Consider the following 21024-nt stretch of genomic DNA (forward strand, 5'->3'; position numbering starts at 1 on the left):
ATTGTATTGCCACTACCATTCTAAAAACAGCAATATGACGTAAAAATTTTCGCAGTCCTGCTGCGACAGGACCTTTATTTCCCCGTTCATTCCGGGCTTTCATCCACAAACATACATCATCTTTTTACAGCTACGGCTGTAACTGGATGTCTATTGCCTGCACCCGCCAGGCGTTATTTACAAACTTAAAAATCATCAGAAAATGAGAACACATTATTTCAAAAGCAACATACTGCTTGCGTTATTCCTTGTACTGACCGTTTCTACAAAAGCACAGCAGACTACCGCTTCATCTGACACCCGCTATAGTACGAGAGATGAAAGAACCGGCAAGGAACGCATCGTCACAGACCGGGGCGATAAGACCTACCAGCTGGAATTTACTGACGGTAAAATGACCTTTCTTTCTGTAAATGGCGTGAGTGTGCCAGAAGAAAAATGGGGCGATTATAAGACCATGATCACCGAAATCCAGGAGCAGATGAAGAAGGATAAGGAACAGGCAAGACTGGACCGCATACAAGCCGAAAAAGACAGAGAACAGGCCAAACTGGATCGCATACAGGCAGATAAAGACAGAGAGCAGGGTAACAGAGACCGCCTGCAGGCGCAGAAGGACCGTGCACAGGCTGACCGCGACCGTATGCAGGCAGAGAAGGACAGGCAGCAGGCTGACCGTGACCGGATAGAAGCAGAGAAAGACAGGCAGCAGGCTATCAAAGATCGCGCACAGGCAGACAAAGACAGAGAACAGGCTGCGAAAGATCGCGTACAGGCTGAAAAGGACCGCGCACAAGCAGCTGCTGACAGAAAGATGCTGGCCGACCTGACCGCCGATCTTGTAGGCGATAAACTGATAAATGATGAAGACGACCTGCGTATGCTGACCCTCTCTCCCACCGAAATGACCGTGAATGGCGTTAAACAATCTGATGCTGTTCACAAAAAGTACCAGGGTAAATACAGCCGCTTTGCCAAAAGTCATTTTTCATACATGTCTGATAGCTCAGGCAAACGTGTTCAGATACGCAGAGATAACTAGTAGGACCTGCTTATTAGTTAGTTACTTTCCACTATGAGAAAAGCCGTCTCAGTTTTGAAATGGCCTTCTTTTATCGTGAATCTTCTAAAGCCTTCATCAGGCAATGAATGAAAATAGCCTGTATCAAAGGTCTGATACAGGCTATTTTTTTTCATATAGTCATTCCTGATTTACTTAATCTCCTTCAACATCTCTGTCACCGCAGCTTCCAGCTGGTCATCCTTACCGGTTAAAGCACTTTCATAGCGCAGTGGTACACGGATGTCCGGCTCGAGCTGCGTATTCTCCAACGGACGATCAGCTGTTCTGCCAAACGTCGCTACCATCGGAATACCAAAAACAAGCGTAGGATCTATCTGGCGTTCCCACCAAACCGCAGTACCAGTTCCCGGTACCGGCATCCCTATCAGTTTGCCGAGGTTATCCTGTTTGTAGATGAATGGGAAGATATGGGCATCGCTGTAATTGCCCTCTCCCATCAGTACACAGCTGGGCCTTGTCCAGCGGGTCTGTGGTTCCCATGCTTTTGTTCTGTGCCCCTGCGGAGCGAAGTTCATATATGCTTTTCCTCCCAGGAAATTATACAGGTCATCGTGCAACCATCCACCACCATTGAAACGGGTGTCTACGATCAGCGCCTGTTTCTCTCTGTTCTTACCCATGACATCATCATACACGGAGCGGAAGCTGGCGTCGTTCATGCCTTGTACATGCACATATCCAACTTTGCCACCACTCAGTTTGTCCACCATGTTGCGCATGTTGGTAACCCAGCGTTTGTACATCAGGCTACCTTCATCATTACCGGAGATCGGTTTTACAGATTCATCCCAGCGTTTCTGCGTAGCCGGATCATAGATGCTTACCAGGATATTGTTGCCTGTTTTACGGTTCAGCAGTGTTGCCCAATCCTGTTGTGCGGTGATCTCCTGTCCGTCTATACGTTCGATGATATTACCTTTTTTCAGTTTGCTGAAAGCTTTATCAAAAGGACCGCCTGCTATGACTTCGTCCACTTTCAGACCATTACCGGTGTATGTTTCATCATAGAGTAAGCCTAATGCCGCGGTGTTATCACCCTCAGCGCGACTCGCGTTGAAGCGGCCACCAGTATGGGATGCGTTCAGCTCTCCCAGCACTTCGCTGAGCAGCTCCTGGAAGTCGTAGTTGTTACTGATATGCGGCAGGAAACGTGCATAGTTCTTCGCATATGCTTCCCAGTCTATCTTTTTCAGCGTAGCCGGATCATAGAACTTGTCTTCCACCTGTTTCCAGGCATGTTCATAAATATAGCGGCGCTCTGCTTCCTGGTCCAGCAGGAACTCTGTGCTGATGGTCACCGGTGTGATCTTACCGGAGGCAGCATCTACTTTCACCACACTACCACGGTTGCTGACGAAGATGGTATTGCCATCTTTGCTCAGCTCAATGCTACCGGGACTACCACCTAATTTGGCCAGTATCTTCGTCTCTCCTGTTCTCGGTTCTGTCAGCCACAGATCATACCCTTTTTCAAAAGCGGCCATATAGTATACCTTGCTGGCATCATTGTTCAGCACATAATCGCTGATTGAGGCACTGTTGATGGTCATGCGGATGATCCTGCTGTCCAGGTTGTCGAAGTCCGGATTAAAGGGCTTCTTAGAAGTAGCAGCGGTATCTTTCTTTGCAGCAGCGGAATCTTTGCCGGCTTTCTTTGCGTTGTCTTCTTTTTCTTTCAGGAGGTTGAACTCATCCTTTGATAGTTTATATCGGTCATATGCTTCCTGGTCGAAGAATACACCAAAGATATCAACTTCAGTGGCGCCCTGTCTGGCCAGTCCGCGGCGACCATTGCGGTCACTCAGCCAGGTCATTACCTTACCGTCTGCCGCCCATTTGTTGCTATTTTCTCCAAAGCCACTCAGCACAGGATAGATCGTCTTTCCTTTACCATCAGCAGCGATGATAGCAGCATTGCTCACGTTGAAATAACCCTGATGGTCGTCGGTCACGATCCACTTCCCATCGGGGCTCCAGGCAAACTGCCAGTCGCCGTCGGAGTAGGAGAAGTTACGACCTGCAGGCAGCAGCGTGCGGCTCTTTTTAGAAGCGATATTGTACACACGCAATACATTGCGGTCTTCCATGTAGGCTATTTCTTTTCCATCGGGAGAGAACAGGGGCTGGAACTCCTCAGCTCCGGTAGCAAGTAGTGCTTCTTCCTTCAGGATAGTAGATGCGAAGAAATAAGGCTCTTCCGAACGGGTGATAGAAGCCTGGTAAATATCCCAGTTGCCATTGCGTTCAGCTGCGTAAACGAGATGCTTCCCGTCGGGCGCCCAGGATACGGACCTTTCCTGCTGGGGCGTGTTGGTGATACGTTTGGTCATGTTGCCCTCCACACTGGTAACAAAGATCTCACCACGGGCAACGAAGGCCATTTCTTTCCCGTTGGGGCTCATGACAAACTCTGTCACATTACCGCTTATTGGCAATGGTTTGGCCACTGAAGAACGGCCGTCGTTAAAGATCTGAACAGGCACTTTCTTTGGCTGCTGACCTTCTTTCAGGGTATAGATCTCCCCGTTCCAGGTAAAACATAGCAGGTTCTCATCTGATTTAGACAGATGACGTACAGGATGTTTTTCGAAGCGGGTAAGCTGTTGTAATTTATTCTTATCAGTCAGGGAGCCTTTAAAAAGGTTCTGGGAGATACCACCTTTCTCACTGAGGTAAAACACCTCGTCATTATCTGCAAATATGGGCTCTCTATCTTCTCCTTCATAACCAGACACCTGTTTGTAGGTTTTGGATGGCAGGTCGTATACCCATATATCGCGGGTGACGGCCGACACATGATGTTTACGCCAGGGATCTTCATATCCTTTTACGTCCTGGAAAACGATCTGTGTACCTTTCCCGTTATAATGGGCAGACTCGGCCCCGGCTGCGCTGACCAGCATGGAGCGGCCACCGGTAACAGGCACATTATAGAGGTTGTCGAACAGACCCGAGCTGAAACGTACGCTGCTGGCAGGCGCATTGCGGGCGCTGCCAAAAAGCACCTGTTTATTGTCGGGCGTAAAGTCGTACGGAATATCGGCAGCACTGTTGTAGGTCAGGCGCGCAGGCGTACCACCTGTTGCCGGCATTACAAACACGTCGAAGTTACCGTAGCGGTCACTGGCAAAGGCAATGGATTTACCGTCGTGGCTCCATACCGGCATCATGTCCTGTGCCTCATGAATGGTGATCGGAACGGCCACACCACCGTTGACATCCACCCTGTAGATGTCTCCTTTGTAACCGAAAGCGATGGTCTTTCCATCGGGGGAAATTGCGGGGTATCGCAGCCATAAGGCATTTTCCTGTGCATAGCCTGTTGTAGCAGCATAGCACATCGTAAGAACGAGTAGTAGTTTTCTCATAAATAAAGGCGGCTGTTAAATTCACTATCCAAGATAGTAAATGCAATAACGTCTTTATTTCTGAAATGATAAGTGGCGTTCTTTGCTGATGGCGCTTCCCTGCTATCAGCTATTCCGCAGTTTACTATGCTTGCGGCCATATCCGAAGTAGATAGCAAAACCAATGAGCAGCCAGACAATGAGCCTTATCCAAGTGTCGAGCGGTAAGGAGAACATCATCAGCAGGCAGGTCAGGATGCCGAGTATAGGTACCACCGGCACAAACGGTGTCTTAAATGCCCTTGGGATATCCGGTTGTTTCACACGCAGGATGATGACACCCAGACAGACCATTACAAAGGCCAGCAGGGTACCAATGCTGGTCATCTCTCCCACTACATGAATAGGTACCAGTCCGGCGAAAAGGCTGATGAAGATACAGAGAACGATATTTGACTTATAAGGAGTGGCAAAGCGCGGATGTAAGACAGAGAATACGGATGGCAGCAAACCATCTTTACTCATGGAATAGAACACCCTTGACTGCCCCAGCAGGTCCACCAGTATCACAGAGGTATACCCTATCAGAATAGCTGCAATCACGGCCAGGAACAACCACTCATATGGCGTATGTGCGATGGCTACTGCCACAGGCGCCGCATTGTCTTTGAACTCGGTATAATGCGCCAGGCCTGTCATGACATAACCAAACAACACGAAAAGAATAGTACATACGATCAGGGAACCCAGGATGCCCACGGGCATATTCTTTTTAGGATTCTTTGTTTCCTGTGCCATAGTAGCAACGATATCAAAGCCAATGAACACGAAAAATACCACCCCGGCACCCCGCAGGATACCGCTTACGCCAAAATGCCCGAATTCGCCTGTATTCTCCGGAATAAAGGGCTTATAGTTCTCCGGGTTGATATAATGCCAGCCGAGGGCAATAAAGATCAATACTACGCTGATCTTCAACGCTACTACGATGGCATTGAACAATGCGGAACCTTTTGTACCGAAGATGATAATCGAAGTTATAAAGACAATGATCAACACTGCAGGCAGGTTAATATAACCATGTATCTGTGAACCATCTGCCAGTTTGATCAGCTCAAATGGAGAGGCAACCAGTTGCGCAGGCAGGTGAATATTGAACTTATCGAGGAAGGTAACGAGGTACTTAGACCAGCTGATACCCACGGTAGCAGCACCTACGGAGTATTCCAGCACCAGGTCCCAGCCGATGATCCAGGCAAAGAATTCACCCAGCGTAGCATAAGCGTACGTATAAGCACTACCGGCAACGGGCACCATAGAGGCCATTTCTGCATAACAGAGTGCACTGAAGGCACAACCAACGGCTGCAAGAATGAATGACAGTATAACGGCAGGGCCGGTATTATTGGCGGCGGCAATGCCTGTCAGGGAGAAAAGACCGGCGCCTATGATCACGCCGATGCCTATAGCAATAAGATTGATACCCCCGAGATTACGTCTTAATGTGTTGGCCCCACTCTGAGCAGCCTCCTGCTGAAGACTTTCAATTGATTTTTTTAACACAGGTAAAGTTGGTTTGGCTGCAAAGGTAAGTCTCTTCGCATTACCCTACAAAATTAATAGGATTTCTATTTTCTCCGACCGGTGTGGAACTATTTTACTTCTGTTAACATCTCATTAACGAGAACAATCATCCTCTTTTATAACTTAGACTATATATTTCATAGGTATAGGGATATCAGACAGCTGCTCTTTATAGGGCGGCTTATTTTTTAGATATACTTTTAGCGTGGTTTTATCACGTATTTATAGCCGAAAAATGACTGTGCCAGCTCGGATATAACCGACAGAATGCCCACCGGGCTTGAGATCAGCAAAATTACCAGTAACAGTGACGATATGTAAGGTGTCTTTACGGCGCGTACGTGCGAGTGAGTGTTATACATTCAATTTCCCGGAAGCGGAATAATGGGCGTGATGAGGTGATTGAAGAAGTAACCGTTAAAGGTGCAGGTTTGTATTGCGTGTTGTGCGGAGAAGTGCATGGGGTAATAACGGAAGTTTATTAAAACGAATCCCGCCCGCCCACAATTGAACATCCCTGTTCCAAAAACGAACACTTTATTAATTATCATCAATTATAAACCATAACCCATCACTGCAATACAATACTGGCATTACCTTGGTATCTTAACCCTGCAAAATCGCGTTCATGCTTCAGCATTACTTAAAGATCACTTCCAGAAGTTTTGTAAAAAACAAACTCGCCGCATTGATCAACATCTGCGGACTGGCTATAGGCTTGACTGCAGGTATTATAATCATTCTGCTCATCAGGGATGAACTGAAATATGACCGGTTTCATAAGCATCTTGACAATATCTATGCGCTGATGGTGAACGGGCGACAGGAAGGCCGCATCACTACAGGTGGTTCCACACCTTCACCACTGACAACGGCTATACGTAACAGTGTGCCAGAAGTAAAATACGTGGCCCGTTACAGCGGTACTTCACAACAACTGCTTACTTACGGCAACAAAGGTATCTATGAGCATGGCATCTACATGGACCCTGATATGCTGAACATCATGAGTTTCCCTGCTGTACAGGGCAATCCGGTTGCCGCTTTGGGAGATGTGAGTTCCATTGTGCTCAGCGCTGCTACTGCCAGGAAATTGTTTGGAGACGAAGACCCTATCGGAAAGATCATCCGGCATAATAACCAGCACGACCTGAAAGTAAGCGCGGTGATACAGGATGTACCGGAGAACAGTACGTTGAAATTTGGAGTAGCCCTGCCCTTCCGTATCATGGAACAGGAAAATAAAGAGATGCTCAGCAAATGGGACAACTATGTGCTTGGCACCTTCGTTGAACTGAAGCCTGGCGCCGACCTTACTGCTGTCAATAAGAAAATAAACGCCTTATTCCCCGAACCTCCGAAAGACGTTCTTACCGGTGTATTTGTCCATCCTTTCAAAGACATGCACCTGTATAGTAGTTTTAAAAATGGCAAGCCAAACGGCGGCAGGATAGAAGTCATATTGTTACTCACGATCATCGGCATAGCTGTTTTGCTGATCGCCTGTATCAACTTTATGAACCTGTCCACCGCCCGTTCTGCTACCCGTTCCCGTGAAGTAGGTGTAAGAAAGACGCTGGGCGCCACAAAAAAGCAGGTCATTGTCCAGTTCCTGGGAGAAGCGCTGACAATGAGCGTCATGGCACTGATTATTGCTGTTATACTGACAATACTGTTATTACCATCTGTCAGCTATTTCACAGAAAAGAACATTACAGCCAGCCTGTCCGACTGGCAGCTATGGCTCGCCGTGACTGGCATGACCCTTATCACCGGATTGATCGCGGGCAGCTACCCTGCTTTCTTCATGAGCGCCTTCCAACCGGTACGTGTATTGAAGGGCGTGATCATGAACAAAAAGAGCAGCAGCTTATTGCGTAAAGGACTGGTGACGTTCCAGTTCATTATTTCCATTTTCCTGATCATTACTACGATCGTTGTGTACCGCCAACAGATATACATCGAGCAGCGCCCTATTGGATATGAGCAGACCAATCTCATAGAGATCCCGGCCAGAGGTGAGATGGGTACCAAGTTCCGGGTCCTGAAAAATGACCTTGTACAGGTGCCGGGCATTGTAGCGGTATCTGCTGGTACTGACGACCTGGTACGCTACGGCGGTTCTACGGATGGCATCAACTGGCCCGGTAAAACGGCTGATCAGCACTATAACTTTTTTGTTTCCAATGTGGAATATGACTGGGTGAAAACAGCAGGCTTAAAGCTGATTGAAGGAAGGGATTTTGAGGCCTCTTTTGGCACCGATTCCACCGGATGTATACTCAACCAGGCCGCCGTACGGAAAATGGGCCTTAAAGCGCCCGTTGTGGGCACTAAGCTGGGCGATAAGACCGTTGTGGGAGTAGTGGCTGATTTTTCCTTTAATGATGCCTTTGATGTACCTGAACCATTGATCGTCTTCCTGCAGCCGGGGGCTATGAACTACTTCTTTGTGCGCCTGTCGAATGATGCTGACTGGCAGAAAAGACTCGCGCAGATAGAACAGGTTGTCAAAAAGCATAACCCTGACTATCCCTTTGAGTTTCATTTTACCAAAGATCTTTACCAGCAGAAATTTAAGGGCATCCGCTCTACCGGCCAGATGGTAACCCTAACAGGTATCCTGGCCATCTTCATCTCCTGTATGGGACTGTTTGGACTTTCTGCATTCCTGGCAGAACGGCGTAATAAAGAGATAGGCATCCGCAAGGTATTTGGCGCCAACGTTACAAAGATCTGGCTGATGCTGTCGCAGGATTTTCTGAAACCTGTTCTGATCGCATTCCTCATAGCAGCCCCGCTGGCAGGCTGGGCTATGCACTTACTGCTTCATTCCTTCGATTATCACATCAACCTTTCCTGGTGGATCTTTGCACTGGCAGGCGTGATGGCCTTACTGGTGGCGCTTTTTACCGTCAGCTACCAGGGTATAAAAGCGGCGTTGACCAATCCTGTAGACAGTTTGCGGGCGGAATAGCGTTTTTCTCTACCTTAGATACATGATACAGGAAGAAACCCCTCTTACCAATGAAGACATCCGGCTCCTCAAAACTGCAGGAAGGATTACAGGAATACGGTGGTTACTGCTGATATTGTTCACCGCTATTACACTGGTCCTGGCCTCCCTGTTGCTCATGGCAGCCTGCGGAAGGCATGCTACGCTTTATATCCCCGTTTCTGCTGCCTGGGGCATATTCCTGGCTATCTGCTTATTTATGTGGCGGAGCGCACTGAAACAGCGAAGCATGATCAGGGCCGGCCTGCATACCGGCAAAAAACGCCTGCTCCGCATGCGGATAAAACTCGTCCACGCCACTCCCAAAGGAGATCTCCAGTACATTAGTGCTACCAATGATATCGTTGATGTAAAGGCCACCCTGCCGGACAAGACCTTCTTTTATGAGCAAAGGACCAGTTACCATCCCGCGATTGTCAGGAACATCAGCTGCCTGGCCGGTCTGGAAGTTGTGCTGCACATCAGCACCGCTGGCAATATCCTGCTGAAAGCAGAATACCCGCACAGTGTCTTCAGGGAAACTACCGCCCGGATCTCCGACGATGACCTTCAGCTGATGAAAGAGAAACAATCCACGCTGGTGAAACTCTTCCTTACCGGTTGCACGGGCCTTGCCCTGATATTGCTCCTGGGAGGCATTGCCAAAGGATATTACTCTAACCTGTACGTTGTCATTGCCGTTATATATATCATCTTCTTTTTACTGGCTACTCCCGCCTATTTTGTCTATAGCAGTTACACTCAGGCAGAGAGTAAGATCGTCATCAGGGGCAAGGTAACCGAGATCATTTCTACCATGCGGCCGAACCGGGGTACCGGCGATGTCTACTACAGGGTGGGCGACAGGTTATACCTGATCCGCCCCATGGAAAACCTGGGAACCAAAGTCCAGGCCGGCAATGAGGTGGAATTACATTTTATCCGCAAACGCAACGGACGCCCCGGCAGGATGCTATATGATATAAAATGTTAGCCACTAATAAAAAGTTAGTACCTTTGGCAGACTTAAATGTGTACAATGGATCAATCAGGTTCTAAAGTTAAGCTGGGCTCAAAGGAATGCTCCGCCGCCTTAACTGCTGTAGGCGACGCCCTGTATGTGATAGGCGGGAAATGGAAACTGCGGATCATCATTGCCCTGTCTGAAGGGTTTACCAGGTTCAATGAACTGCAGCGCCGGGTGGAAGGTATTTCCGCCAGGGTATTGTCCAACGAACTGAAAGATCTCGAACTGAACGGTTTTCTTGTCCGTACGGTGCAGGCGGGATCTCCAGTCGTAGTGGAATACAAACTGACAGACTATAGTGATACCCTGGCAGATGTACTGAACGCACTGCGCGCATGGGGTACCATGCACAGGGCCAATATCAAAACCCGGATGAAAGAAGCCACACAGGCAACATCTTAAACACCACACTATCGTCATGTTGTTAACCGACGGAAAATTTTATGGTAATACCGTTCAGCGGATTGAACTGGAACATTTCAATCTGACACTGACCGTGTATGCCTCAGATGCTACACTGCCGAAACATCATCATGAAAATCCCTATCTCAGCCTGCTGCTGGAGGGTAACTATATCGAAAAAGGCAGTAAAGGAGATACCATTATTGCCGGCGGTCATTCCATCTTCAGGCCGGAAGATCACGAACATGCCAATATATTTGACGATCAGCCGGGAAAATGTTTCAACCTTGAGCTGAAAAATAACCTTAGCGATATGTTCGACCGGGAAATGAAGACGCAGCGTACAATGATCTTCAAACAATCCCTCCTCGACCTCTTCCTGCTGCATTACCGCTTCCTCAAAGGACATGCGGCCGATACGCTGGATATGTTGTCTTTAGAGATCGTCACCAGCCTGTTTACCCAGGACCAGCTTTCCAGATATGGACAGGCAGCCTGGATCAAAACCATTACAGACCGCATCAATGATATGCCCGATGATCAACACCTGGTAGATGTGCTTGCGGCAGAAGTGAATATTCACCCGGTCTATCTGCTGCGGAAATTCAAGGAAAAAACAGGCCTGCGCCTATCGGAATACATTACAAGGGTACGACTGGAAAAGGCAGCCAACAGCATCGTAGCCGGCCAGGAGAATCTGACCGGTATCGGCTACAGCAGCGGATTTTATGATCAAAGCCATTTCAGCCGCAGCTTCAGGAATTACTTCGGTGTCTCTCCACGCGATTTCAGCAAAACCATAAAAGGTTAGTTCTGTACAAGTTTGTCCCTTACGGGAGTGCTTACTTTGCCAATAAGTAAGATCCCGTAAAACATGAAACGCATTATCACATTATTTTTAGTCCTCTATCTGATACCCTCCCCTTCTCCGGCACAGCAAACCAATATGTTGTGGGAGAAGGCAGCCCGGGCTTTCTTCACCTTTGACCTGAACGGTTCAGCGGCTATACTCCGGGATATGCTACGCGACCCACAGACCAACGCCAATGACAGCGCCAAAGTATACCGCACACTGGCACTGCGGGACTGGCAATTCCAACGCGACTATGACCTTGCTATAAGACGTCTTGACAGCGCGCAGGCTATTGCTGCAACCGGCAATGCGTCCCTTGTAGCACGTAGTAACATCACCGCAGAAGCACAACGCTATACAGTTTCGCTGGAGGCTGCAGATAAAGCGCTGGGACTTGCCGCTACGCCGGTTGAACAGAGAGACGCGGCCATAGCCTATGCCAACACTGTTTACCTTTCTTCAAAAAATAACAAGCGTCCTGATACACTGCTATTAAACAAAGCAGGGCAGCTACTCATGGAAGTGCTGGAACAAACGCCGGGACATCCGCAGGCAGCAAAACTGCTGGTGGGTACAGGCATCCTTAAAAAAGACGGTCGTTTAGTACTCGCCGGTTGGAACGCCTATTTTCATTTTGCAACGGCTGATAGTGCTTATCCTTACCTGAAAGCACCTGCCGGCGTATTGTCCACAGTATTGCCACACTGGAAAGGCAATACGCTTCCTATAGCAGAAAGAGAGCAGGTAGCCCTGGCGCTGGCTAAATCCGGCTTCTACGAGCAGGCAGCAATGCTGGCAGGACCCGGACAGAAGGACATTATCATCTATGCCAGATATCTGCAGGAAATAGGCAAATTAACAGATAACTATTACCGCCAGATAGCAGCTCATACCTCCAACGACAGCCTCTTTGAACGGCAGGTAATGAAGCTGTGCGGGGATGTACTGAAAGACCTGCATTTATCCGCAGGGAAAGATTCCCTCACCTATGAAAAATTCCTGGAGCTGATGCAGCCACGATTCGGAACTATGGGTTTCCTCGGTGTTACATCCAGTTTTAATGCAAAGGAAATATGTCTGGGACAGATCGTTAATGTCACCAGGAAAGATGTATTGCAATACGGGTATAAAGCATCGCTTACATTCATTGAGATAGACCTGATGACTTCCAATGGGTTCATCAGCTGGTTTTCCAACAAAAGATCCGGGAATGGCGGCTGGTCTGTGAATGATACCATCTACAGGGTAAGGGAATCGTATATGAGAGAACCCGTGGAAGCCTGGAGCCTGATCACCGATAGCACCTTACGCAGGGAACACTTATCCATCTTTGAAAAAGCGATTGCCAGTACCTCTTCCGACACCCCTACCCTGCTGAACGGTATCAGGGCACGCCTGCGGATAAATGCCATGGACAGCCTGTATAGCACATTGTACAAACGGGGCTTACGTGGCAGCGACCTGCAATTGCAATTCATGAATACACTCGAAAAAAAGGAGGAAGAAGCTTCCATTTTTGCACATGAGGGCAGACATAGTATTGACCAGCTCTATTTTGCTAAAGACTTTGAAAAAGCCCCCAACAGTGAACGGGAATACCGTGCCAAGCTCTCTGAGATAGCCTGTGCCGACTTCCCGCTGTTCATATTCGGTAAGCTGGTGGCCACCATTGGCACTTCAGGTCATGGTATGGCCAACAGGAGGATCCTGGAAGATGCCCTGGCCTGGATGGGAACACATCAAAGCGAAATCAGCGGATATGACACAACCCTTCCTGCTATCAAACAACTGCATCTCCTTTCCGCCAGTCAGATACAAACATGTTTCCGGGAGGCCGACCCATTGAGTAAGCAGTGACCCTGCCCTACTCTCTTCTCAGGCTTTTTACCGGATTAGCTACAGCTGCTTTTACTGCGTGGAAACTCACTGTTGCCAGCGCAATAAAGGCTACCAGTAAAGCGGCTGTAGCAAACATCCACCAGCTGAGTGTAATACGGTATGGATAGTTTTCCAGCCACCTGTTACCGGCATACCATGCTACCGGCATCGCCAGTACCAGCGAGATAATGACCAGCTTCAGGAAGTCTGTTGAGAGGATCGTTACCACTGATGATACAGAAGCACCAAGCACTTTACGGATGCCGATCTCTTTTGTTCTTCTCTCTGCAGATAGTACTGACAGTCCAAACAGGCCGATACAGGAAACGAAGATGGTGAGTATAGCGCTGAGCAGGATGATCTGTTTCCACCTGGCTTCTGCATCATACCGCTGCCGGTTCTCAACATCTTTAAATACATATTCATAGGGGCTAAGCGGAAAGATCTGTTTAAATGTTTTTTCTATGTGCGCCAGTGCAGCAGTCTCACTATCTGGATGTAATTTAATGATGGTGTTGCCGTACTGGTTGGCCGCTTTCATCGTGAATAGTTGCGGGTTTATATTTTGGGTCATCCCTGCGTAATGATAATCTTTTACCACACCTATGATGGTATATTTCTCCTGGTTGTACCAGAAATTGACATCCTGACCTATCGGATTCTTCCACCCTGCTTCCTTTACAAAGGCCTCATTCACCATCACAGCATGAGTTGAATCGGATGGAAATGCTGTTGAGAAATTACGGCCGTTGACCACCGGTACTTTCAACAGCGGCAAATAATGCTCATCTATCGTTTCATACACAAAGTTCATAGTGGTTTCCCCGTTCACCTTTGCAGATGTGGTCCAGTCGCCGCCATTTCTAAACGTCACATCCGCTACAGCCGGACTTTTCATCAATTCCGCCCGGATATGTGCTGTTTGCTGAAAGGGAATCCTGCCATGGCGGACCTTTACAAGATGTGTGTCATCATATCCCAGCTTTTCATTTGTCAGATAACTGAACTGACTGTAGATCGTGATCGTACCAATGATCAGAAAGGAGGCCAGTGTGAACTGCAAAACAACTAATCCCTTCTGCAGATAGTTTTTGCCGGATAAAGTAAAGCGATTATACAACACCTTCACCGGATTAAAACCTGATAATATCAGAGAGGGATAAAAACCGGCCAGCAGGCTGGTGATCAGGAACAGGAGGATATATCCCGTTACCAGTCTCAAGTCGAACAGATATTTCAATGCCAGTGCTTTATTGGCCATTTCATTGAAAACAGGCAATGAAAGCTGTACCATCACAAGCGCCAGCAGGAAGGATGCAAAACTGAGGATGAATGATTCACCCATAAACTGCATCATCAGTTGTCTTCTGTCGCCACCCACCACTTTGCGGATACCTATTTCCTTTGCACGTTTCAGGGAACGTGCTATAGTCAGGTTCACGAAATTGATGCAGGCTATCAACAGCACAAACAATGCGATGCCGGAAAGAATGTAGGAATAAACAGGACTACTGGCATTTGTCAGTCCGTTATCAGCCCGGTAGTCCTGGCTAAGATGCAGGTCAGGCAGGGACTGCAGGTGATATTCGACAGTACCAGCAGGACCAAATTTTTCCACCTGTCTTTTCAGGGCTTCAGCGGCATCTCTTGTATAGAACTGTCTGATCTTTGCCTCCACTTGTGCAGCATCTGCACCGGGCTGCAATAAGACGAAAGTGTTCAGAAAGAAGTTAAACCAGTTGTCGTCATTTGCTTCTTCCGCTACAGATGGTCTTATCGGCATTAAAATATTGAACTTCAGAGAAGAATTCTGCGGACATCTTTTCGCAACACCTGTTACGGTATATGGCTTGAATTCCTCCTCTCCGCTTTTCATCATGATAGTCTTACCCAGCGCATCAGTAGTGCCGAATTGCTTCTTCGCTATATCTTCACTGATCACGATCCCATTGGGAGACACCAACGCTGTTCGCGGGTTACCACTTAACAGGGGAAATGAAAAAAGGGAAAAGAAACCGGAGTCTACACGATGTACTTGTTCCGACTTAATATCCGTAGCCGTTTTCATGTCCTGCATATCGCTCTGTACACGTACAAACGCTTTGACCTCAGGGATGTTCGCCGCGAAGCGTGGCCCCTGCAGATAACCAGTGTATCCGCCCTTACCGTCCATCTTTCCATCTTTATCATAGGTCTTTATAGCAACACGGTAAACGCTGTTCAGTTGCTCGTGAAACCGGTCATAACTGACCTCATCTTTCACATATAAGATAATCAGCATTCCGCAGGCCAGTCCGATACTTAAGCCAAGAATGTTGATAACGGAATAGATCTTATTACGCAAGAGGTTTCTGATAGCGGTCTTGAAGTAGTTTTTGATCATAACTGGTGAACTTACTGAGCAAACTGTTTACAAAAATAATGACAGTTTCATTTACCGATGATTATCAACCAGTTTCAGATGATCCGGCGTAGTGATATTGTCCGCTTTTGATACACGGAGTGTCCGTTTTCAATAAGTCCAAAATGCTTATCCCAGGCAGGATAATATAAGCGAGGGAAGGGACTCCGGAATACAGAGCCCCCTCTTTTATTGACTCAAACTATGGGAAAATTTGTGTTCTTAATAGTCGCCATTGTTGTCATCACTGTTTTACTTCGCGCCATGACCAGCACTACCAGTCTTCTTTTCTGGCACCAGTTTCCAGATCTGACCGGTGTTACCGGCAGGACCTAAAATGCTGGAAACTGCCAGATACATTTCACCACTCCAATCCTGTCCAAAACCTTTCAGATAATAATTCAGGTTATCGGGATGATTTTTGAGAGTGAGTTCTTCAAAACTCCATAAACCGCCACCGAGGCCACCGGGTGTGGACATAAACAATTCGCCGGAAGGCACCATCTGAGATTTGGACAGGGAACCAAAGATATATTTACCGGTAAGCCAGGGCAAATCATGACCACGGTATACGTTACCGCCTATGACAGTAACTGCAATGCCTCCTTTTGGATTTTTAGCGTTATTCAATTCAATAACGGGATCAAGGAGTTTATTACCGAAATTATCCTGCACAGGGCATGCGGGTAATTCTGTGTCATTATCTGCAGCATTAAAACAGTGTGTGCCTTCCTTTACATTCCATCCATAGTTGCCACCTTTTGTTACAACATCGATCTCTTCATACAATACCTGGCCGGCATCACCTGCGTATAACCAGTGTGCGCCGCCCATATCAAAAGAGAAACGGTAAGGGTTACGGAAGCCATAGGCCCATATTTCATCCATGCCAGGTTTGCCTACAAACGGGTTATCGGCAGGGATGGCATAAGGACTTCCTCCATTTACGTCAATACGCAGGATGTTACCAAACAGATTGGCTTCAATATCCTGTCCGTTACCACCGGCATTTACCGGATACCAGTCTTCCACATGGCCTGGTCCTACGTCATCAGCGCCACCGCCATCACCAATAGCAATGTAGAGATAACCATCCCAGCCAAACGCAATAGTTCCGCCATTATGGTTCATCTGCGGATCGTCCAGGTCCAGTATTACCCTTTCGGTGCCGATATCAGCCCAGTTAGGATTACCGGCGCTTACTGTAAATTCTGCAATACGACTGAGATTGTTCCATGCACCGCCACCCACCGGACCGCCAGCACGCGGAGGCAATGTGTAGTAAACGTAGAACTTACCGTTGTTCTTGTAATCGGGGTGGAAAGCCAGTCCTAACAATCCTCGTTCATCGTAACCGGGGTCTAAGGGTACCATTTTAGGGGTTACATCGAGAAAAGGCACAGGTAATTTATTTCCGCTGGCATCAACAATCCAGACCTTTCCAATCTGGTCAATAATAAACAGCCGTTTACTGTCGTCCGGCGCTGTTACTACCCCCAGCGGGGAGACGAGATTATCGGCAATGAGTTTCGCATCCACCACTTTGGATGGTGGGTGATCATCTTTTTTACATCCCGTGGAAATACACATCACAGTTAGCAGTGCTACAGTTAAAGGGCCGGCGAGACGGCGCAGGAGCGTAAAGTTGGCTCTGGTGGAATTGATCTTCATAAATGATCGATTTTAGATTATAAATAAATCATCAATTGATTAAGATCATAATAAGTAGAAGGAATGCTATGTTGGTTTTCTTCACCGACAGTACAGTTTTAGTTCGTGCTCATGCGTTAAGTATGGTTGGCAAAGAAAAAGATATGGCATCACGTATAATAATACGTCAATGAAGATGAAATGGTTGCCTATAATAAAAAAAAATTCTATGCTTGTGGCCGTCAGTAAAGGGTTTCAGAGATGCAGGAAAGACAACTATACTGTCTTAAATCAACAGTTGAGTTCCTGTTGTTTTGTAACACATGAGAAAGAGGATGTAACAAAGATAAACGAACGTTCTTAGATGCGTATAAAAATTGCCTCATCAGGTCCCCGAACAAAAGAGCGTTTGCATCAAAATGAAACGCCCCGAAAAGTCTGACTTTACGGGGCGTTTCATTTTGATGCAAACGCTTTACAAATCATTAACAGATCATCAGAAAATATATCTTGCTCCTACCTGTAACTGCCATCTGGAAATCAGGTCAGGGCTGGTAATGAAAGTTTGTTTCTGTGATGGATCAAACTGATAGATCGCTTTACCGGTATTGTCTCTGCCTGCAAAACCAAGGGGTTGATAATAACCGGTGGTACTTGCATATTTACGCAGTCCCCATTTGCTACTAATAAGGTTACCCAGGTTAACTACGTCAAGGCTTAGCTGTATAGTGCTGGTCTTTTCTTTACCACGGAAATTAAAATCCTGCAGTACGCGCATATCTATCTGGCTAAACCATGGTGTAGTGCCGCCGTATTTCTCTGTATACTGACCACGGCGTTTGCTCAGGTATTCATCCTGACTGATAAAGGCTTCCAATGCGGCGCCCTGTGCGGCTGCGTTCTGTGTATTGCCTTCTGCGTCCAGCAGCGGAGCAAAGTTCATGTTTCTGATCTCTGCTGCGGTAGGCACGTACATCAGGTCATTGGCAAAAGAGCCATCATTATTCAGATCACCTCCGTATACATAAGAGAAGCGGTTACCACTCGTCCAGTTACTGAAGAATGAAACAGTTGTTGCATACTTGCCTTTACAGTATTCAAACTTCTTGATACCTGCAAATGTGATACGGTGGGTGTTGCCATATAGCGAGTGAGAATTCACTGCCCTGTTGGCGTTGCCAAGCACGGGGTTACGGTCAAAAGCATCACCCGAGATCTCTGCGGATATGGAGCTCGCGTCTTTTGCCACCAGGTAGTTATATCCCAGCATCAGGAAATATCCTTTACCGAAAGTTTGCTGTGCCTGGAAAGTACCGTTGAAAGAGTACCCTACTTTTACGTTGGTGAATACGTAGGTGGCGGTATTTCCTTTATCGGCTGCCTGGTATATTGCACGGTTATCGCCGGTACCGGAATTCAGTACACCTGTAGGTGTACCCAGACCATAGTCGCGCACCATCATAGCGTTGATATCTTTTGAATAAGCGATATCTCCACTCAGGACAGTACCTATAGGCAGTTTATAATCCAGGCCGATGTTGGAACGCCAGATCTGCGGCCATTTGAAGTTACGGGCTGTTACGTTGTAATAACCCGTGAACGGATTGCCGATGGCGTTACCCAGCCATACAAAGGGAAAGCGACCGGTGAACAGGCCTGTACCACCACGCAGCTGTAAGGTCTTATCACCTCTGATATCCCAGTTAAACCCTAAACGGGGTGATACCAGCACTTTACCGCTTGGCATACGGGTATTGTCTATTTCCTGGCCAGGGCCATTCTTCACCGGATTGCCATTTTCATTGAACAGCCTGAGATCATCCGTATTCGGAACAGTAGGTGAACCGGTTATGAAAGTACCGGCGAAGGTACCATCCTGGTTGACATTAGGACTGTTGTAACTGGCCTTGTCTGTAAAATACAAGGCCTTGTCGAAACGTACGCCATAGGTCACCTTGAAACGGTCGGTTACACTGAACTCGTCCTGCAGATAAGCAGAAAGCTGTCCTACAGTCAGGTAGTACCATGTCCATTGGTCGGCCGCTACGCGGTTCTTCGCATACGTTACATTGGCGTCGTAAGTTCCTGCAGCCACGTTGGTCAGGAAAGTACTGATATCCACACCTGAGAACACGGTAAAGCCAAAACCTGTCAGGTTAAAGGAGTTACCGAATTTGAATTGTTCATAGGATGCTCCGATGGTAAGGGTGTGTTTGGGGAGGATGATATTGAAGTTGTCAGTCAACTGCAAGGCATCCTGATTGAGGCGGTTATTAATGGAGAAAGGCTCGTATCCTGCTACTATGTAAGGCACATTGTATTTTGTGATGTTCAGCACAGGGAAAGGCGAAGAGAAAGGATCACGCTTGTCCCTGAAACTGGTGAACACTGCACGGAACTTGTTGGAGTAAGTATCGTTGAAGTTAGACTTCAGCTCCAGTCCGAAGGAGTGCAGTTTGTTGATCATCTTATACCCCGAGTTCCGGAATTGCATGGTGATAGCGTCTGGTCCGCGGCGGTTAATGGCATTCGGGTGTGCAGTTTTTTCCTGCGAAGCATCCAGTCCGTTGTACGTGAAGGACAGGTTATGTTTGCTGTTGATCACCCAGTCTATTTTAGCCAGCCATTTATAGTTCTTACGTTCCAGGTCAAAATCCTGATAAGGGCCGGTTACATAACCATAGCGCTGGTTTAATGCGGCACTGACAGCATTCAGGTCTGATTCCAGTACGCGGGAGGTGGTTACATCTCCTGCATTACTGGTGTTCCTGGCTACATAAGCGCTGGCGCCGTCTGTACGTTGTTCTGTTTCAAAGTTGACGAAATAGAACAGTTTATTCTTTTTGACAGCTCCACCGAGAGAGAAACCACCCTGGAAGTGATCCAGTGTCGGCACTTTCAGTTTCTGTCCGTCTATCTTATCGCCGGAGATGGCATCGTTACGGTAAAAGGCATATACCGTACCACCGAATTTATTGCTACCGCTTTTAGTAACGGTATTCACACCGGCGCCGGTAAATCCTGACTGTGTAACGTCGTACGGGGCGATATTGATCTGGATCTGGTCTATAGCATCCAGTGATATCGGCTGTGCGTTTGTTTGTCCGCCGGGAGCCGGTGCATCCAGCCCAAAGGGATTATTAAACACAGCGCCGTCCAGCGAGAAGTTGTTATACTGTCCATTCCTTCCGGCAAAGGAGATACCATTATAGGTAGGCGATGCCGAAGGGGTAATACGCAGGTAATCATCCGCAGAGCGGGAGATAGTGGGCAGTTGCCGGATCTGCTGGGAACTGATGTTGGTAGAGGCCCCGGTACGCTGGTCGTTGAAGATGGTGGAGCGTCCGCTGATCACCACTTCATTGAGTTTTCCGGCTTCTTCGAGCAGCCGGAGGTCGAGGGCCGTGTTTTGCCCCAGCGTGAGGTAAATGCCGGTGGCCGTCTCTGTAGCATAACCGGTAAAGGAGACGGTCACGGTATAAGGGCCGCCTACACGGAGGTTAGGCACAACGAAGCTACCATCCGATTTGGTGACCAATCCTTTATTGATACCGGCATCGGCAAAGGCTACCCTGACGGTGGCGCCGGGCAGCGGCTGTCCCGCCTGACTTCTGACGATACCACTCAATGTTGCGGTTGTCACCTGGGCTTGGGCATTAATGAGCAGAAAACAGGCAATGAATAAGCTTCCTAAAAGCTTAGTTAGATTTGGTTGATGCATCTTGGTATAAATTGGGTAAGTAATTGCTACAATCTCTGAATGTAAAAAGCGTTCATATCATCCCCAACAACACCATACAATA

At 47.7% G+C, this 21024-nt stretch carries 12 protein-coding genes; 6 read left to right on the plus strand and 6 right to left on the minus strand.

The annotated features are described in order from the left end of the window. Positions 1-202: 202 nt before the first annotated feature. On the plus strand, positions 203-1042 hold the full coding sequence (locus L3C95_RS16845) for a cell envelope integrity protein TolA (RefSeq protein WP_236389257.1): 840 nt from the start codon (positions 203-205) through the stop codon (positions 1040-1042). A gap of 17 nt (positions 1043-1059) precedes the next feature. Here L3C95_RS16845 and L3C95_RS16850 read toward each other — a convergent pair whose 3' ends face one another. The 3 genes from L3C95_RS16850 to L3C95_RS16860 form a co-directional block, all read right to left on the minus strand. Next, positions 1060-1197, minus strand: a complete 138-nt coding sequence (locus tag L3C95_RS16850; RefSeq protein WP_236389259.1) for a hypothetical protein — start codon at positions 1195-1197, stop codon at positions 1060-1062. 15 nt (positions 1198-1212) lie between these two features. Beyond that, positions 1213-4452, minus strand: a complete 3240-nt coding sequence (locus L3C95_RS16855) for a S41 family peptidase (protein WP_236389261.1) — start codon at positions 4450-4452, stop codon at positions 1213-1215. 105 nt (positions 4453-4557) lie between these two features. Beyond that, complete coding sequence (locus tag L3C95_RS16860; protein WP_236389262.1) at positions 4558-5994, minus strand: amino acid permease; 1437 nt, start codon at positions 5992-5994, stop codon at positions 4558-4560. Between the two features lie 649 nt (positions 5995-6643). Here L3C95_RS16860 and L3C95_RS16865 point away from each other — a divergent pair. The 5 genes from L3C95_RS16865 to L3C95_RS16885 all read left to right on the plus strand — a co-directional run bounded on the left by L3C95_RS16865 (position 6644) and on the right by L3C95_RS16885 (position 13149). Further along, positions 6644-8992: an ABC transporter permease gene (locus L3C95_RS16865; RefSeq protein ID WP_236389263.1), complete on the plus strand. Its 2349-nt coding sequence runs from the start codon at positions 6644-6646 to the stop codon at positions 8990-8992. Between the two features lie 22 nt (positions 8993-9014). After that, positions 9015-10004, plus strand: coding sequence for a hypothetical protein (locus tag L3C95_RS16870; protein ID WP_236389264.1), 990 nt, complete (start codon positions 9015-9017; stop codon positions 10002-10004). Positions 10005-10049: 45 nt separating this feature from the next. Next, a complete protein-coding gene (locus L3C95_RS16875; protein ID WP_236389265.1) occupies positions 10050-10439 on the plus strand; it encodes a winged helix-turn-helix transcriptional regulator in 390 nt (129 codons plus the stop codon). Positions 10440-10455: 16 nt separating this feature from the next. After that, positions 10456-11250, plus strand: a complete 795-nt coding sequence (locus L3C95_RS16880; RefSeq protein ID WP_236389266.1) for a helix-turn-helix transcriptional regulator — start codon at positions 10456-10458, stop codon at positions 11248-11250. Positions 11251-11313: 63 nt separating this feature from the next. Continuing rightward, positions 11314-13149 (plus strand): hypothetical protein, encoded by a 1836-nt coding sequence (locus L3C95_RS16885; RefSeq protein WP_236389267.1) that lies wholly within the window; start codon positions 11314-11316, stop codon positions 13147-13149. A gap of 7 nt (positions 13150-13156) precedes the next feature. Here L3C95_RS16885 and L3C95_RS16890 read toward each other — a convergent pair whose 3' ends face one another. The 3 genes from L3C95_RS16890 to L3C95_RS16900 form a co-directional block, all read right to left on the minus strand. Then, complete coding sequence (locus L3C95_RS16890; RefSeq protein WP_236389269.1) at positions 13157-15553, minus strand: ABC transporter permease; 2397 nt, start codon at positions 15551-15553, stop codon at positions 13157-13159. 270 nt (positions 15554-15823) lie between these two features. Beyond that, positions 15824-17242, minus strand: a complete 1419-nt coding sequence (locus tag L3C95_RS16895) for a PQQ-dependent sugar dehydrogenase (protein ID WP_236389272.1) — start codon at positions 17240-17242, stop codon at positions 15824-15826. Positions 17243-17717: 475 nt separating this feature from the next. Further along, the gene (locus L3C95_RS16900) at positions 17718-20864 is read right to left on the minus strand and encodes a TonB-dependent receptor domain-containing protein (protein WP_236389274.1); all 3147 of its coding nucleotides are present in this window, start codon (positions 20862-20864) and stop codon (positions 17718-17720) included. Positions 20865-21024 lie beyond the last annotated feature (160 nt).

Source organism: Chitinophaga filiformis, from assembly GCF_021646545.1.
Lineage (GTDB): Bacteria > Bacteroidota > Bacteroidia > Chitinophagales > Chitinophagaceae > Chitinophaga > Chitinophaga filiformis_A.